The following is a 15,191-nucleotide window of genomic DNA, read 5'->3' as shown; positions in this document are numbered from 1 at the left end:
GATAAATGACCCTATGTCGCATTTTCGTCTTAGAACGACGGGGGAGCTTTTTTCGGGCAATAAAAAACCCCGCGACTGGCGCGGGGTTCCTGGTACAGCTGGGGGCCGGTTGGCTTACATCATGCCGCCCATGCCACCCATGCCGCCCATGCCACCCATGTCAGGCATGGCCGGGGCCTTGTCGTCAGCCGATTCGGCGACCATGGCTTCGGTGGTGATCATCAGGCCGCCGATGGACGCAGCAGCCTGCAGCGCCGAACGGGTGACCTTGGCCGGGTCGAGAATACCCATCTCGATCATGTCGCCGTAGGTGTCGGTCGCGGCGTTGAAGCCGAAGTTGCCCGAACCCTGCTTGACCTTGTCGACCACGACGCTCGGCTCGCCACCGGCGTTGGAAACGATCTGACGCAGCGGTGCTTCGACAGCGCGACGCAGCAGAGCGATACCGACGTTCTGGTCTTCGTTGTCGCCTTTCAGACCTTCGATGGCCAGCAGAGCGCGCACCAGGGCAACGCCACCGCCAGGCACCACGCCTTCTTCCACTGCAGCGCGGGTGGCGTGCAGGGCGTCTTCAACGCGGGCTTTCTTCTCTTTCATCTCGACTTCGGTGGCAGCGCCAACCTTGATCACGGCAACACCGCCAGCCAGTTTGGCCAGACGCTCTTGCAGCTTCTCTTTGTCGTAGTCGGAAGAGGTTTCTTCGACCTGCTTGCGGATCTGCGCAACGCGGGCTTCGATGTCGACCTGAGCACCAGCACCGTCGATGATGGTGGTGTTGTCCTTGTTCAGGACTACGCGCTTGGCGTTACCCAGGTGCTCCAGAGTGGCGCCTTCCAGGGACAGGCCGACTTCTTCGGAGATCACGGTGCCGCCGGTCAGGATGGCGATGTCCTGCAGCATGGCCTTGCGGCGGTCGCCGAAGCCCGGAGCCTTGACGGCAGCAACCTTGACGATGCCGCGCATGTTGTTGACCACCAGAGTGGCCAGGGCTTCGCCTTCCACGTCTTCGGCAACGATCAGCAGCGGACGGCCAGCCTTGGCAACGGCTTCCAGAACCGGCAGCAGTTCGCGGATGTTGCTGATCTTCTTGTCGACCAGCAGCAGCAGCGGGCTTTCCAGCTCGGCAACCATGGTGTCCGGCTTGTTGATGAAGTAGGGAGACAGGTAGCCACGGTCGAACTGCATGCCTTCCACGACGGACAGTTCGTTTTCCAGGCCCGAGCCTTCTTCAACGGTGATGACGCCTTCTTTGCCGACCTTGTCCATGGCTTCGGCGATGATGTCACCGATGGAGTTGTCGGAGTTGGCGGAGATGGTGCCTACCTGGGCGATGGCCTTGGAGTCGGTGCACGGCTTGGCCAGGTCTTTCAGCTGAGCAACGATGGCCGCGGTGGCCTTGTCGATGCCGCGCTTCAGGTCCATCGGGTTCATGCCAGCAGCGACGGACTTCAGGCCTTCGTTGACGATGGCTTGAGCCAGAACGGTAGCGGTGGTGGTGCCGTCACCGGCAGCGTCGTTGGCCTTGGACGCAACGTCCTTGACCAGCTGGGCGCCCATGTTCTCGAAGGCGTCCTTCAGTTCGATTTCCTTGGCAACCGAAACACCGTCTTTGGTGATGGTCGGGGCGCCGAAGGATTTGGCCAGAACCACGTTACGACCTTTCGGGCCGAGGGTGGCTTTGACGGCGTCGGCCAGTACGTTGACGCCAACGAGCATTTTCTTGCGGGCGGAATCGCCAAACTTGACTTCTTTAGCAGCCATCTTGATCAGTCCTCAAATTCTTGAAGGTTAAACGGAGATTCGTCGGAATCAGGCTTCGACGACAGCGAGGATTTCGCTCTCGCCCATCACCAGCAGGTCTTCGCCGTCGACTTTGACGGTGTTGCTGCCGGAGTAAGGGCCGAATACCACCTTGTCACCGACCTTGACGGCCAGCGGACGGACTTCGCCGTTATCCAGAACCTTGCCGGTACCGACGGCAACGACTTCACCCTGGTTCGGCTTCTCGGCGGCCGAGCCCGGCAGCACGATGCCGCCTGCGGTTTTGGTCTCTTCTTCGCTGCGACGGATCACGACGCGGTCATGCAGAGGACGAAGCTTCATTGTCGATCTCTCCTAACAATTGAATGGCCAACTTGCCGACTCTTGTCTGGTCGGCGGGTTTGTAAAATCCGGCGGGGCCGGGTGCGGCGCGCTGTGCGCACCGCGAAAGTCGGACTGCCTCGTAGGGCAGGCACCTTGCGGTGACTGCTACATGTGGGCGGGCGGAGACATTTCAAGGGGAGGTGGAGAATTTTTTTGCGTGCGCGGTCGGCGTTATTTGGGTAAGACCGAGGATTGGCGGCCGATGCGCTTGTCGCAGCAGCCTGCTGCGCTCAACAGCAGGTCTGCCGGGGGATCGCTGCAGGCGAGTGCCTGTGGCGTGAATCAGTCGCGGCGTTCGTATTCGCCTTCGAGCACATTGGGGTGCGTCTTGCCGGCGCGGGCGGCGGCATCGTCGAAGAACGCGCGTTGGCGCAGGGCCTGCTCCTCGGCGCGGCGACGGATCTTGCCGACCAGCAGGCGGCGGGTGAAGGGAAGCAGGCAGAGCACGCCGAAGATATCGCTGATGAAGCCCGGCAGCAGCAGCAGGCCACCGCCGACCGCGATCAGCAGGCCTTCGAGCATTTCCTGCTCGGGCATCTCGCCGCGGGCCAGCTTCTCACGGGCGCGCCAGGCCGTGGCGACACCGGCCACGCGGAGCAGGACGCTGCCAAGAATGGCGGTCCCGATCACCAGCAGGACCGTCGGCAGCACGCCGATGGCACCGCCGACCTTGATCAGGACGGCCAGCTCGATGATCGGGAACAGCAGGAACAGAAACAGAAACGCACGCATGATCGGAGAATCCTTGGCGGAAGCGAACTTCCAGTAGGGAGTAAGTATGGGGCTTTGGCCTGAATTCAAGCTTAAGCGACGCCAGGCTCGGGCCATTTGTCGGCGCGGGCCAGCGCCACCAGGGCTGCGCGCACCTGTCCGGGGTTGTTGCAGGATGTTGGGAAGGGCAGCCAGTGCAGGCTCTGGCCGATGCGCAGGTGGAAACCTTCGCTGTCGACACCGGCCATCTGCGCCGGTTCATGCTGCGGCAGCTCGGCCATTTCGACGTAGTGGGCAATGGCCGTGGCATGGTCCTCGTTCATGTGCTCGACCATGCTCGTTTCACTGCCGTCCGTCGTGAAGGGGTTGGCCAGTGCGACCTGGTCGAGCCAGTGAATGGCGCCAAAACCGCCAATGAAGCGCCAGCGCACCGGCTCCAGCCGCCAGAAATCGAAGTCATGCGCCCGATGGTAGTCGCGCGACTGGGGGAAAAAGCGGTAATAACGCTGGGCGGCTGCCTCTATTTCGTCTTCGTCATGCAACTGTCGTGCTTCGGCGAGCAAAGTAAGGCGACCGACCGCCTGCACATCCTCTGCGCCGCGCTCGCCGACCAATAGCGAGCACTTGGCGTCCTGCCCGAGGTTATGGGTGTGCTGGGCGATGCGGCTGATCAGGATCAGTGGCCGGCCCTCGGCGTCCAGGCAGTAGGGCACTACCGATCCGAAAGGGAAGCCCGGCATGGCCTTGGAGTGGGTGCTGAGCACGCCACGGTATTCCTTGAGCAGCAATTCTCGTGCATGCTTGCCGGCTTTCACGCTCACCTTATGACTCCTCGCAAAGAATCCGTCATCAACGGACAGACGCCCTAGCATAGCGCTTCAAGGGCATCAGCGGGGTCGGTAAATGCTGCACCTTGAGGGGATAAAGCGATGCAACTGAAAGACAAAGTCATCATCATCACTGGCGGTTGCCAGGGACTGGGCCGCGCCATGGGTGAGTACCTGGCGGCCAGGGGCGCCAAGCTGGCGCTGGTCGATCTGAACCAGGAAAAGCTCGACGAAGCCGTGGCGGCCTGCAAGGCGGCCGGTGGCGATGCGCGTGCCTACCTGTGCAACGTCGCCGATGAAGAGCAGGTCACCCATATGGTCGCCCAGGTCGCCGACGACTTCGGCGCCATCAATGGCCTGGTCAACAATGCCGGCATCCTGCGCGATGGTCTGACCATCCGTGTGAAGGATGGCGAAATGACCAAGATGAGCCTGGCGCAGTGGCAGGCAGTGATCGACGTCAACCTGACCGGCGTGTTCCTCTGCACCCGCGAAGTGGCGGCGAAGATGATCGAGCTGAAGAACGAGGGTGCGATCGTCAACATCTCCTCGATCTCCCGTGCCGGCAACATGGGCCAGGCCAACTACTCTGCCGCCAAGGCCGGTGTCGCTGCCGATACCGTGGTCTGGGCCAAGGAACTGGCACGCTACGGCATTCGTGTCGCCGGCGTGGCGCCGGGCTTCATCGAAACCGAGATGACCGGCAGCATGAAGCCGGAAGCCCTGGAGAAGATGACGGCGGGCATCCCGCTCAAGCGCATGGGCAAACCGGCCGAGATCGCCCACTCGGTGGCCTATATCCTGGAGAACGATTACTACACCGGTCGTATCCTGGAGCTGGACGGCGGCCTGCGTCTGTAATTCGCGCCGCGATAACGAAAACGCCCCGACTGGTTCGGGGCGTTTTCGTTTGCGCCTGTGCGGCGCCTGGATCCTGTAGCCCGGATGCAATCCGGGGAATGGCCATATGGCAGAGAGCCCCGGATTGCATCCGGGCTACGGCCGATTAGGGTGCGATATGGTCAGTGGGTGCGCGCGACGGCGAAGCGGCTCAGCTCGATCAGGGCATCGCGGTATTCACCCTGCGGCAGGACTTCCAGGCAGGCGATGGCGCGCTCGGCGTAGTCGCGCGCGAGCCTGGCGGTATAGTCCAGGGCGCCGGCAGCTTCCACGGCGGCGCGGATGCTCTCCAGGTCCTCGATACCGCCCTTCTGGATCGCACGGCGTACCAGGGCAGCCTGCTCTTCGGTGCCTTCGCGCATGCTGTAGATCAGCGGCAGGGTCGGCTTGCCCTCGGCCAGGTCGTCACCGACGTTCTTGCCCAGGCTGGCGGCGTCGCCCTTGTAGTCGAGCAGGTCGTCGACCAGCTGGAAGGCGATGCCCAGGTGATCACCGAAGGTGCGCAGGGCCTCGCGCTGCGTCTCGTCGGCGTCGGCCAGGGCGGCTGCGGCATGGGTGGAGGCCTCGAAGAGCATCGCGGTCTTGCCGCGGATGACCTCCATGTAGGTCTCTTCCGTGGTGCTGGCGTCACGCACCTTGGACAGCTGCAGCACTTCACCCTCGGCGATCACGCGGGTGGCGTGGGAGAGGATCTTCATCACCGGCATGGAGCCGAGTTCGACCATCATTTCGAAGGAACGGGAATAAAGGAAGTCGCCCACCAGCACGCTTGGCGCGTTGCCCCACTGGGCGTTGGCGGTGCTGCGGCCACGGCGCATGTCGGACATGTCGACGACGTCGTCATGCAGCAGTGTCGCGGTGTGCAGGAATTCGATGGTCGCGGCCAGCAGGCGCAGGTCGTCGGCCTGGTAACCCAGCGCACGACCGCTGAGCAGGACCAGCAGCGGGCGCAGGCGTTTGCCACCGGCAGAGATGATATAGTCGCCGATCTTTTCCACCAGCGGCACGCGAGAAACCACCTGTTGGCGGATGATGCCGTCGACGGCGGTGAAATCGTCCACCACCACGCGGTAGAAAGCCTGGGGTTGCATCGACAAAGGGCGCTCCTTCTAAACTGCGCGGCATGCTAGGTGGCAGGGTAGGGGCTGTCAAGGCAAGCACTTGCGGCCCTTGCGCAGCGTTCGGCGCTTGCGTACAATCGCGCACCCTGAACTTCCCCCTGGGCATTTCCCTGCCTTACGCAATTGCAAGGGTGTCACTTCCGGCCCCGAGCAGCCATGCCAGCCAATAACGACTTTTCTAAAGCGCTGGGTGAGCAGGATCAACGGAGATTTACCATGTACGCAGTAATTGTTACTGGTGGCAAGCAATACAAAGTCACCGAAGGCGAATTCCTCAAGATCGAGAAACTCGAGCTCGCTACTGGCGACGCCGTGACTTTCGATCGCGTTCTGCTGATCGGCAATGGCGACGACGTTAAAATCGGCGCCCCGGTCGTAGACGGTGCCAAAGTGGTTGCCGAAGTCGTTTCGCAAGGCCGTCACGACAAAGTGCGCATCATCAAGTTCCGCCGTCGTAAGCACCACATGAAGCGTCAGGGCCACCGTCAGTGGTTCACTGAGATCAAAATCACCGGTATCCAGGCCTGATTCGTCGGCCCCGATCCCTTTATAGGAGTATTGACTCATGGCACACAAAAAAGCTGGCGGTTCTACCCGTAACGGCCGCGATTCCGAAAGTAAACGCCTTGGCGTGAAAATGTACGGTGGCCAGGTCATCAAGGCCGGCAACATCATCGTGCGTCAGCGCGGCACCCAGTTCCACCCCGGTTTCGGCGTGGGCATCGGCAAGGACCACACCCTCTTCGCTAAAGTCGAAGGCGTGGTCAAGTTCGAAGTGAAGGGCGCTTTCGGCCGTCGCTACGTGAGCGTTGTTCAGGCCTAATCGCCTACGCGCTGGAAAAGCCCTGTCCGTAGGACGGGGCTTTTTTGTTTGTGTATCTTTGGTGCGCTTGCCCAATCCGCTAGTTCTGGATGATTTGGCAAGCGTTCCCCCAGCCCGCAGATGAAGCGGGAGGCAGACTGATGAAATTCGTCGACGAAGTATCGATATTTGTAAAAGCCGGTGACGGCGGTAACGGCATGATGAGCTTCCGCCGCGAGAAGTTCATCGAGAAGGGTGGCCCCAACGGGGGTGACGGTGGTGACGGTGGCTCGGTATTCCTGCAGGCCGACGAGAACCTCAACACCCTGATCGATTACCGCTACACGCGCAAATTCCACGCCCAGAACGGCGAGAAGGGTGGCAGCACCGACTGCACCGGCGCCAAGGGCGAGGACCTGATCCTGCCGGTGCCGGTCGGCACCACGGTGATCGACGTGGCGACGCAGGAAGTGATCGGCGACCTGGTCAAGGCAGGCCAGCGTCTGATGGTCGCTCAGGGTGGCTGGCATGGCCTGGGCAACACGCGCTTCAAATCCAGCACCAACCGTGCGCCGCGTCAGACCACACCGGGCAAGCCGGGCGATTCGCGCGATCTCAAGCTGGAGCTGAAGGTCCTCGCGGACGTCGGCCTGCTGGGCCTGCCCAATGCCGGCAAGAGTACCTTCATCCGCGCCGTTTCCGCCGCGAAGCCGAAGGTCGCCGACTATCCCTTCACCACCCTGGTGCCGAACCTGGGGGTGGTTAGTGTCGACCGTTTCAAGAGCTTCGTCGTCGCCGATATTCCGGGGCTGATCGAAGGCGCGTCGGAAGGCGCCGGCCTGGGTATTCGCTTCCTCAAGCACCTGGCGCGTACCCGCCTGCTGCTGCACCTGGTGGACATGGCGCCGCTGGACGAGAGCGATCCGGCCGAGGCGGCGCAGGTGATCATCGACGAACTGGGCCGCTTCAGCCCGGCGCTGGCCGAGCGTGACCGCTGGCTGGTGCTGAACAAGATGGACCAGATCCCGGAAGAAGAGCGCGAAGCGCGCAAGGCCGACATCGTCGCCCGCCTCAACTGGCAGGGCCCGGTCTACGTGGTTTCCGCCATCAGCCGCGACGGCACCGAGCGCATCAGTCGCGACATCATGCATTACCTGGAAGTGCGCGGTGAGCGCATCGCCGAGGACCCGGTGTTCGCCGAAGAAGTGGCCGAGCTGGATCAGCGCATCGAGGACGAGGCGCGTGCCCGTCTGCAGGCGCTGGATGACCAGCGTGCGCTGCGCAAGGCTGGGGTACGCAGCGTCGATGATATCGACGAAGACGATGACTTCTTCGACGATGAAGACGACGACGGCCCGGAAATCATCTACGTCCGGGATTAAGCAAATTTTCCAACGCCGCTTAATTGCGGCGTTTTTGTAGGTGGGCTGGAACCCATCGTGTCTGACTAAGGCTGGAAGATCATGCGTGACAAGGTGACCGGCGCGAAGCGCTGGGTGGTGAAGATCGGCAGTGCGTTGCTGACCGCCGACGGGCGTGGCCTGGATCGTGCGGCCATGGCGGTATGGGTCAAGCAGATGGTCGCGCTGCGTGAGCAGGGCGTGGAACTGGTGCTGGTGTCTTCCGGCGCCGTGGCTGCCGGCATGAGCCGCCTGGGCTGGACCAGCCGACCGAGTGCGATGCACGAGCTGCAGGCCGCCGCCGCCATCGGCCAGATGGCGCTGGTGCAGGCCTGGGAGTCGAGCTTTGCCGAGCACAACCGACGCACCGCGCAGATCCTGCTGACCCACGACGATCTTTCCGACCGCAAGCGCTACCTCAACGCACGCAGCACCCTGCGTACGCTGGTGGGCCTGGACGTGGTGCCGGTGATCAACGAGAACGACACGGTGGTCACCGACGAGATCCGCTTCGGCGACAACGACACCCTGGCCGCGCTGGTGGCCAACCTGGTGGAGGCCGATCTGCTGGTGATCCTCACCGACCGCGACGGCATGTACAACGCCGATCCCCGTCACAACCCCGATGCCGAGCTGATTTCCGAAGCGCGTGCCGACGACCCGGCGCTGGACGCCGTGGCCGGTGGCGTGGGCGGCGCGCTGGGGCGTGGAGGCATGCAGACCAAGCTGCGTGCCTCGCGCCTGGCGGCACGCTCCGGCGCGCATACCGTGATCGTCGGTGGCGCCATCGAGCAGGTACTGGCCCGTCTGCAGGCTGGCGAGCGCCTGGGCACCCTGCTGGCCCCCGAGCGCGGCCTGCTGGCGGCACGCAAGCAGTGGCTGGCCGGGCATCTGCAGACACGCGGTACCCTGGTGCTCGATGCCGGCGCGGTCAAGGCGCTCAAGCAGGACCACAAGAGCCTGCTGCCCGTGGGTGTGAAGGCGGTGCAGGGGAGTTTCCGCCGCGGTGAGATGGTGGTCTGCGTGGCACCTGATGGTCGCGAGATTGCCCGTGGTCTGGTCAACTACAGCGCGCTGGAGGCGCAGAAGATCATTGGCCAGCCCACCGACGCCATCGAAAAGCTGCTGGGTTACGTCGATGAACCCGAGTTGGTGCACCGGGACAACCTGATCCTGGTCTAGTGAAAGAGGGAGCGAGGCATGCGTCTGTTCAAGGGAATTGCGTTGAGTGTCATGTTGCTGCCGGGGCTGGCACTGGCCGAGACCATCGGCGAGGTGTCCACGGTGTTCAAGTGGCTCGGCCCGAACGACAAGATCGTCGTCGAGGCGTTCGATGATCCCAAGGTGGAGGGCGTGACCTGCTACCTGTCTCGGGCCAAGACCGGCGGCGTGAAGGGCGGGCTCGGACTGGCCGAGGACCGTGCCGAGGCGTCCCTGGCCTGCCGTCAGGTCGGACCGATCACCTTCAAGGGCAAGCTCGAGGACGGCGAGGAGGTGTTCAAGGAGCGCACCTCGCTGGTGTTCAAGACCATGCAGGTGGTGCGTTTCTTCGATAAGCAGCGCAATACCCTGGTGTACCTGGTCTACAGCGACCGGGTGATCGAGGGCAGCCCGCAGAATGCGGTGACCGCCATCCCGATCCTGCCCTGGGGCAAGCCCTGAGGGATCGCACCGGCACTGCACCGATACGTTGCCGCAAGCCATGAAAAAACCGCCCCGAGGGGCGGTTTTTTTGTCGGACGGATCAGGCGCTGGGCTGGTCCAGCTGCAGGCGCTGATTCGACTGCGTCTGCACTTCACGGTAGCGCTCGGCGTCCTTGGCCAGGACGTCGGCCATGGCCGGGAAGATCTCGTCCAGCTTGCTGCGCCATTCGGCGCTGTCGGCCTGCTCGGGGAAGCAGCGACGGATCAGGTCGAGCATGATCGACACGGTCACCGAGGCGCCCGGGGAGGCGCCGAGCAGGGCGGCGATGGTGCCGTCCTCTGCTGCCACCAGCTCGGTGCCGAACTGCAGGATGCCGCCGTTCTTGGCGTCCTTCTTGATGATCTGCACGCGCTGGCCGGCCACTTCCAGGCGCCAGTCCTCGGGCTTGGCTTCCGGGTAGAAACCACGCAGGGTCTCCAGGCGCTGCGCCTCGGACTGCATCACTTCCTTGATCAGGTAGCGGGTCAGGTCCATGTTGTCGCGCGCCACCGCCAGCATCGGGCCGATGTTGTTGGGGCGTACCGACAGCGGCAGGTCGAGGAACGAACCGTGCTTGAGGAACTTGGTGGTGAAGCCGGCGTACGGGCCGAACAGCAGGGATTTCTTGCCGTCCACCACGCGGGTGTCCAGGTGCGGCACGGACATGGGCGGCGAGCCCACGGCGGCCTGGCTGTAGACCTTGGCCTGGTGCTGCTTGACGATCTCGGGGTTGTCGCAGCGCAGCCACTGGCCGCTGACCGGGAAGCCGCCGAAGCCTTTGCCTTCGGGAATGCCGGAGAGTTGCAGCAGCGGGAGTGCACCACCACCGGCACCGAGGAAGACGAACTTGCTCTTGAGCTTGCGCGTGGCGCCCGAACGGGTGTCCTTGATGTCCACCAGCCAGCCTTCGCCGTCACGCTGGAGGTCGGTGACCTTCTGGTTGCAGGTGACCGTGGCGTTCGGCTGCGTGGTCAGGTAGCCGAGCATCTGTTCGGTGACCGCACCGAAGTTGACGTCGGTACCGGCCTGCACGCGAGTCATCGCCAGCGGCTCGTTGCTGTCACGGCCGGGGATCAGCAGCGGCGCCCATTCGGCGATGGTGGCGCGGTCCTCGGTGTACTCCATGTCGGTGAAGGCATGATGCTGGCGCAGCGCCTCGAAGCGCTTCTTGAGGAAGGCCTTGCCGGTATCGCCGCGCACGAAGCTCATGTGCGGGACAGGATTGATGAACGTCTTCGGCGACTGGATCGCGCCCTTGCCGATCAGGTAGGCCCAGAACTGCTTGGACTCCTCGAACTGGGCATTGATGCTCACCGACTTCTTGATGTCGATGCTGCCGTCTGCGCCTTCCGGGGTGTAGTTCAGTTCGCACAGTGCGGCATGGCCGGTACCGGCGTTGTTCCAGGGGTTGGAGCTTTCCACTGCGCCAGACTCGCGCAGCTCTACCACTTCCAGCGTGATGCCGGGGTTGAGTTCCTTGAGCAGCACGCCCAGGGTCGCGCTCATGATGCCGGCACCCACCAGCACCACATCTACGCTTTGGTAATCGTTATGCGCCATTAACCTCTCTCCAGGAAAATCTGCACCAGATGGACGGCCATGCGGCCTTTCAGGGCGATACCGACAGACTCAGACGTAAGGCCATGCCGTTCGGCGGGGAGGGTCAAGGCTGGGAATTGCGGACGCAAAACTGTTCATCTGTTCGCCACACTCTTGTGAAGTTTGTAAAAACCGTTCTTTTCACGCTCTTTTGGAGCTGTGAACCTCAAAAGCTCGACTGCCTCGGCGCGCTTTTGCCCGTGCACGTCATGCAATGCATGGCTGCCATCGGCTCTGCATATGGGCGAAAAGCGGCTGGCCGGATACGGCAGCTCGAAGTGGGCGACTCTCTGGGGCGGGGCGATGACGTTGCATCGGCGAGGTCGTGCGGCCCGATCAGGAGACGTCCTTATAATCGGGGCGCGATTATAACGGTGAATGAGGGGAAATTGATCGGTCTTGCGTGACTTTTATTCTTCCGCCGGTCAGGCCGCCAACGGGCGGGCCGCTCGCGTATGGCTGACGACCGGCATGACCCTGGCGCCGGCAGGCAGGGGGGCGCCCAGCCACGAGGCGTTGGGTTCACTGACTTCCACCCAGCCGGGTTGGCTCGGGTGGTCCTGCACCTGTCGCAGCGCACGGCAGCAGCCCTGGGCATCGAGCAGGGCGAAGTGGCGCATCGGGCGGGAACGGCCGAACAGGCGGTGCAAAAGCATGGCGAAGGCTCCAGCGTGGTGACTGCAGCCTTTATGCCCTGAGGCGGTGACAGCCTGATGACAGGAACCCCGGCGCCGCCGCTCGGGTCTCAGTACTGTTGGCCTCTGGCCGCGCTGAGTATACTGCTGGCCACTTTTACCTCACTCGGAGAGATGAGCATGCTGCACCGTGCGTTGATCGCCTTGCTTGCTGCCACCAGCCTGACGCTGGCGGGTTGCGCCCTCAGCCCTCAGCAACTCACCCCGCAACCCAAGCTCACCAGCTCGCTGACCCCGGTGGGTCAGGGCCAGCCGGTGGTCGTGCGCGTGGTCGATGGTCGGTCCTCGCCGGTACTGGGCACGCGTGGTGGCCTGTACCCGGAAACCAGCGCCATCAGCGTCAGCGGCGAGAACCTGCTGCCCAAGCTGCAGGCCGAGGCCGAGGCGGCGGTGCGCCTGCTTGGTTTCACCCCGTCCGCCAACGCCTACAACGCGCCGCAGCTGACCATCACCCTGGCGGACCTGAAGTACCAGTCGCCGAAGGAAGGCATGTACGTGACCGAGGCAGACATCTCCGCCTCCATCCGTGCCGATGTGCAAGGCGGCAGCCGTCGCTACACCGGCCGTTATGGCGCTTCGCTGAACCAGCGCTTCGGCACCGCGCCGAACCAGCAGACCAACACCAAGCTGGTCGGCGATGTGCTCAGCGATGCGCTGACGCGGGCCTTCAAGGACCCGACCATCGGCCAGGTGCTGCTGCAGTAAGCACGGCCCCTGCAACGAAAACGCCCCGCATTGCGGGGCGTTTTCATTTGTCCTGGGCGTTCATGCCGCCTGGTCGTAAAGCTCCGGCAGGCTCATGCCGGTACGATTGTCGATGTCCGGCAGGTCGTAATGCTCGTGACCGCCAAGGGCGCAGTAAACCAGCCAGTGCTGGTCCTGTACGTTGAAGGAAAGTTCGTCGACCACGGCATCCACTTCATCCAGCGAGTCGATCAGATAATCGCGATCCAGCGGTTGGGGATTGAGCATGACAGGTCCTCCTAGGACGTGGGGTAGTCTCCAAGAACAGCTGTGACTGTTTGGTCATCTTGAGAGATACAAACCTTAGGCCAGGCGGATGACAGTTTTCAGACGATTTCGGGATAGCACGCTGCGTTCGTCGGAAACGAACCTTATAAAAGCGCGAGTTCAGTACACTGCGCGACGATTTTGATTGGCTGGAATGCGCCCGTGCTCAGCCGCGAATCCCCATTCTGGTGCGGTGGCGGGGTTGCTGCACCATGCTGAACTCGAGGTGTTGCATGTCGCTGCAGGTGTTGTGGTCGCTGTTTCTCGCTCATCCGGCCGGGGCGGTGAATTCGCTGGCGTTGTTCTTCGCCGTAGCGGGCGCCTGGTTGTGCCTGGTGACGCGTGTGCGTGAGCAGCGTGGGCTGGCGCGTGTGCTCGCCGACGGCGAGCTGGATGTCCAGGATCAGGATGAGCGCACACTGCGCATCAACCGCTTCTTCTATCGCTTCGGGGCAGCCTGCCTGGGCTCGGCCGTGCTGCTGTCCTGGTTCAGCACGCGCCTCTGAGGGACATGCGATAGACGCGAACGGCAGCCATCGGGCTGCCGTTTGCATTTCTGCAGGCCTAGAGCGGCAGGCCGGCCTTGATCCGGTACTGGTTCCGCACCGGGTTGGCGTATTGCAGGATGAGGTAGGGTTTTTCCTCCTCGCTGCAGCCGGCAAGGCGCCTGTTCCACTCGGCTTCGGCCTTGGCCAGGTCGGCGCTGGCAAACAGCTCGCTGGCTGACGGCACGTTCAGCTCGGCTTCGCGGCCTTCCCACATGGCGTATGCCAGATAGTGCACCGGGAACAGGCGGTACTGGCCGAGGATGTGGCGGTCCAGCGCCTGGGCCAGTTGCTTGGTATCCTCCAGGCCGCCGACCGGCGGGCCGAAGTGCAGGTGCACCCGCCCCTTGTACCCGGTGATGCCCAGCGCGATGCTGCTGTCATCCTCGCCGGGGGCCTTGGTGTAGCTGCCGGTGGCTGCTCGAATGCTCAGCTCGCGGGCCTTGGCCTGGTCGCAGGGGTCGTACTCGTAGCTGATCGAGACCGGGATCAGGTTGAGCGAGTCGATCACCTCGGCGAACGGCTCGTCCTTGCGGCTCATGTGGAACATCTTGAGGATCGCCGAATCGGTGCGGTCGTCACCGTCCTTGGCGCGCCCCTCGGCCTGGGCTATCCAGATCGACTCGCCATCCTCGCGGATCGAGTGGTTGATGTAGGCCGAGAGCAGTTGATACGCCGCCAGCTTCTCGCGGCGTCCGCTGATCGAGCGGTGCACGATGAAGCTCTTGTTCAGGCGCATCAGATCGCTGATGAAGGGCCGTTGCAGCAGGTTGTCACCGATGGCGATACGTGGCGTCTGCAGGCCAGCATGGTAGACGGCGTAGTTGACGAACGCCGGGTCCATGACGATGTCGCGATGGTTGGCCAGGTACAGGTAGGGCTTGCCGGACTGCAGGTGCTCCAGGCCGGAGTAGCTGATACCGTCGCTGGCATGTTCAATGGTGCGATCGATGTAGGGTTCGATCTTCTCCTGAAGCCTGGCCACCGAGTCGACGCTGGCGAATTCGCTGCGCAGGCGCGCGGCGATCAGCGGCTTGAGCAGCCAGCCGAGTGGACCGGCCAATCGCGGAAAGCGAAAGCGGGTGAGGGTGCCGAGAAACGCCGGGTCGGCGAGCAGGCGCGCCAGTACGGGGCGCACTTCTGTGTCGGCATAAGGTCGGATGGCATCGAATGCGCCCATCATGCTCTCTTGATCTAGAACGACTAAGGTTAAAAGCGACAGCCTGTCTGGCAGGCTCAGCAATAGACCGGTGATTATACCGCCAAGTCACAAGGAGGCCGCGATGCTGGAAACCGAGGCCTATATCTGCCCCTATTGCGGGGAGCCGGTGGAAGCCGTGCTCGACCTGTCGGCGGGGGACCAGTCCTATATCGAGGATTGTCCGGTGTGCTGTCGGCCCATCGAGTTCGAGCTGCGCACCGATGGCGAAGACTGGCAGCTGGATGTGCGGGGAGAAAACGACTGATGCAGCGAATCTACGAACCGGAGAACATGCTGGAAGGCCAGTTGCTGGTGGACATGCTGGCCAGCGAAGGCATCGGTGCGCATCTGCAGGGGCAGCACCTGGTGGGGGCGGTGGGTGAGCTGCCGGCGTGCGGTCTGCTCGGGCTGATGGTCGGCAACGAGGACGCCGAGCAGGCGCGGGCGCTGATCGCCGAGTACAATGCGGCGCAACCCGTGCCCGGTGACGAACCGGAGTCTTTCCAGGGCGAATTGTTGTGCTGAGTCGCCCGTTGCCTGTCGAGCCGTT

19 protein-coding genes are annotated in these 15,191 nt (G+C 63.2%); 10 read left to right on the top strand and 9 right to left on the bottom strand.

Annotation, left to right across the window (positions count from 1 at the left end):
* Positions 1-114 precede the first annotated feature (114 nt).
* The 4 genes from groL to EWH21_RS20205 all read right to left on the bottom strand — a co-directional run bounded on the left by groL (position 115) and on the right by EWH21_RS20205 (position 3,677).
* Positions 115-1,761, bottom strand: a complete 1,647-nt coding sequence (groL, locus tag EWH21_RS20220) for a chaperonin GroEL (RefSeq protein WP_037050971.1) — start codon at positions 1,759-1,761, stop codon at positions 115-117.
* 48 nt (positions 1,762-1,809) lie between these two features.
* Positions 1,810-2,103 carry a co-chaperone GroES gene (locus EWH21_RS20215; RefSeq protein ID WP_037050970.1) on the bottom strand — a complete coding sequence of 98 codons (294 nt, stop codon included), beginning with the start codon at positions 2,101-2,103 and terminating at the stop codon, positions 1,810-1,812.
* Between the two features lie 324 nt (positions 2,104-2,427).
* Entirely contained in the window at positions 2,428-2,877 is a 450-nt protein-coding gene (locus EWH21_RS20210; RefSeq protein WP_037050969.1) for an FxsA family protein, read from the bottom strand.
* Between the two features lie 71 nt (positions 2,878-2,948).
* Positions 2,949-3,677 (bottom strand): DUF2470 domain-containing protein, encoded by a 729-nt coding sequence (locus EWH21_RS20205; RefSeq protein WP_179554879.1) that lies wholly within the window; start codon positions 3,675-3,677, stop codon positions 2,949-2,951.
* Positions 3,678-3,785: 108 nt separating this feature from the next.
* On the opposite strand from EWH21_RS20205, the gene EWH21_RS20200 reads away from it, so the two are divergent.
* Positions 3,786-4,544: an SDR family oxidoreductase gene (locus tag EWH21_RS20200; RefSeq protein WP_037050966.1), complete on the top strand. Its 759-nt coding sequence runs from the start codon at positions 3,786-3,788 to the stop codon at positions 4,542-4,544.
* A 161-nt stretch (positions 4,545-4,705) separates the two neighbouring features.
* Here the strand turns inward: EWH21_RS20200 and EWH21_RS20195 are convergent, their stop codons facing one another.
* Entirely contained in the window at positions 4,706-5,674 is a 969-nt protein-coding gene (locus tag EWH21_RS20195; RefSeq protein WP_277699173.1) for a polyprenyl synthetase family protein, read from the bottom strand.
* Between the two features lie 246 nt (positions 5,675-5,920).
* On the opposite strand from EWH21_RS20195, the gene rplU reads away from it, so the two are divergent.
* From rplU to EWH21_RS20170, 5 genes are all read left to right on the top strand, one after another.
* Positions 5,921-6,232, top strand: a complete 312-nt coding sequence (gene rplU / locus EWH21_RS20190; protein WP_037050963.1) for a 50S ribosomal protein L21 — start codon at positions 5,921-5,923, stop codon at positions 6,230-6,232.
* Between the two features lie 37 nt (positions 6,233-6,269).
* Positions 6,270-6,527: a 50S ribosomal protein L27 gene (gene rpmA / locus EWH21_RS20185; protein ID WP_031303584.1), complete on the top strand. Its 258-nt coding sequence runs from the start codon at positions 6,270-6,272 to the stop codon at positions 6,525-6,527.
* A 140-nt stretch (positions 6,528-6,667) separates the two neighbouring features.
* Positions 6,668-7,888, top strand: a complete 1,221-nt coding sequence (gene cgtA, locus EWH21_RS20180; protein WP_037050962.1) for an Obg family GTPase CgtA — start codon at positions 6,668-6,670, stop codon at positions 7,886-7,888.
* 81 nt (positions 7,889-7,969) lie between these two features.
* The gene (proB, locus tag EWH21_RS20175) at positions 7,970-9,088 is read left to right on the top strand and encodes a glutamate 5-kinase (protein ID WP_037050961.1); all 1,119 of its coding nucleotides are present in this window, start codon (positions 7,970-7,972) and stop codon (positions 9,086-9,088) included.
* A gap of 18 nt (positions 9,089-9,106) precedes the next feature.
* On the top strand, positions 9,107-9,568 hold the full coding sequence (locus EWH21_RS20170) for a CreA family protein (RefSeq protein WP_277699172.1): 462 nt from the start codon (positions 9,107-9,109) through the stop codon (positions 9,566-9,568).
* An 82-nt stretch (positions 9,569-9,650) separates the two neighbouring features.
* On the opposite strand, the gene mqo is transcribed toward EWH21_RS20170, so the two are convergent.
* Together mqo and EWH21_RS20160 are read right to left on the bottom strand one after the other, a co-directional pair.
* Positions 9,651-11,150: a malate dehydrogenase (quinone) gene (gene mqo / locus EWH21_RS20165; protein ID WP_152489559.1), complete on the bottom strand. Its 1,500-nt coding sequence runs from the start codon at positions 11,148-11,150 to the stop codon at positions 9,651-9,653.
* 464 nt (positions 11,151-11,614) lie between these two features.
* The gene (locus EWH21_RS20160; protein WP_047587724.1) at positions 11,615-11,845 is read right to left on the bottom strand and encodes a hypothetical protein; all 231 of its coding nucleotides are present in this window, start codon (positions 11,843-11,845) and stop codon (positions 11,615-11,617) included.
* Between the two features lie 159 nt (positions 11,846-12,004).
* Here EWH21_RS20160 and EWH21_RS20155 point away from each other — a divergent pair, with 159 nt between their 5' ends.
* Positions 12,005-12,589, top strand: a complete 585-nt coding sequence (locus EWH21_RS20155) for a YajG family lipoprotein (RefSeq protein ID WP_037050950.1) — start codon at positions 12,005-12,007, stop codon at positions 12,587-12,589.
* A 60-nt stretch (positions 12,590-12,649) separates the two neighbouring features.
* Here the strand turns inward: EWH21_RS20155 and EWH21_RS20150 are convergent, their stop codons facing one another.
* Positions 12,650-12,856: a hypothetical protein gene (locus EWH21_RS20150; protein ID WP_037050948.1), complete on the bottom strand. Its 207-nt coding sequence runs from the start codon at positions 12,854-12,856 to the stop codon at positions 12,650-12,652.
* A gap of 272 nt (positions 12,857-13,128) precedes the next feature.
* On the opposite strand from EWH21_RS20150, the gene EWH21_RS20145 reads away from it, so the two are divergent.
* The gene (locus EWH21_RS20145; protein ID WP_277699171.1) at positions 13,129-13,401 is read left to right on the top strand and encodes a hypothetical protein; all 273 of its coding nucleotides are present in this window, start codon (positions 13,129-13,131) and stop codon (positions 13,399-13,401) included.
* Positions 13,402-13,459: 58 nt separating this feature from the next.
* Here the strand turns inward: EWH21_RS20145 and EWH21_RS20140 are convergent, their stop codons facing one another.
* A complete protein-coding gene (locus EWH21_RS20140) occupies positions 13,460-14,623 on the bottom strand; it encodes a 1-acyl-sn-glycerol-3-phosphate acyltransferase (protein ID WP_277699170.1) in 1,164 nt (387 codons plus the stop codon).
* 100 nt (positions 14,624-14,723) lie between these two features.
* Between EWH21_RS20140 and EWH21_RS20135 the strand changes: the two genes are divergently transcribed.
* Together EWH21_RS20135 and EWH21_RS20130 are read left to right on the top strand one after the other, a co-directional pair.
* On the top strand, positions 14,724-14,906 hold the full coding sequence (locus EWH21_RS20135; RefSeq protein ID WP_037050941.1) for a CPXCG motif-containing cysteine-rich protein: 183 nt from the start codon (positions 14,724-14,726) through the stop codon (positions 14,904-14,906).
* Positions 14,906-15,166 (top strand): DUF2007 domain-containing protein, encoded by a 261-nt coding sequence (locus EWH21_RS20130; protein WP_037050940.1) that lies wholly within the window; start codon positions 14,906-14,908, stop codon positions 15,164-15,166. Before EWH21_RS20135 ends, EWH21_RS20130 begins: the two co-directional genes overlap by 1 nt.
* Positions 15,167-15,191 lie beyond the last annotated feature (25 nt).

The organism is Pseudomonas sp. REST10, assembly GCF_029542605.1.
GTDB classification, from domain to species: Bacteria; Pseudomonadota; Gammaproteobacteria; order Pseudomonadales; family Pseudomonadaceae; genus Aquipseudomonas; species Aquipseudomonas khazarica.
The sequence above is the reverse complement of the archived record's forward strand: the minus strand, read 5'-3'. Positions and strand labels throughout refer to the sequence as shown.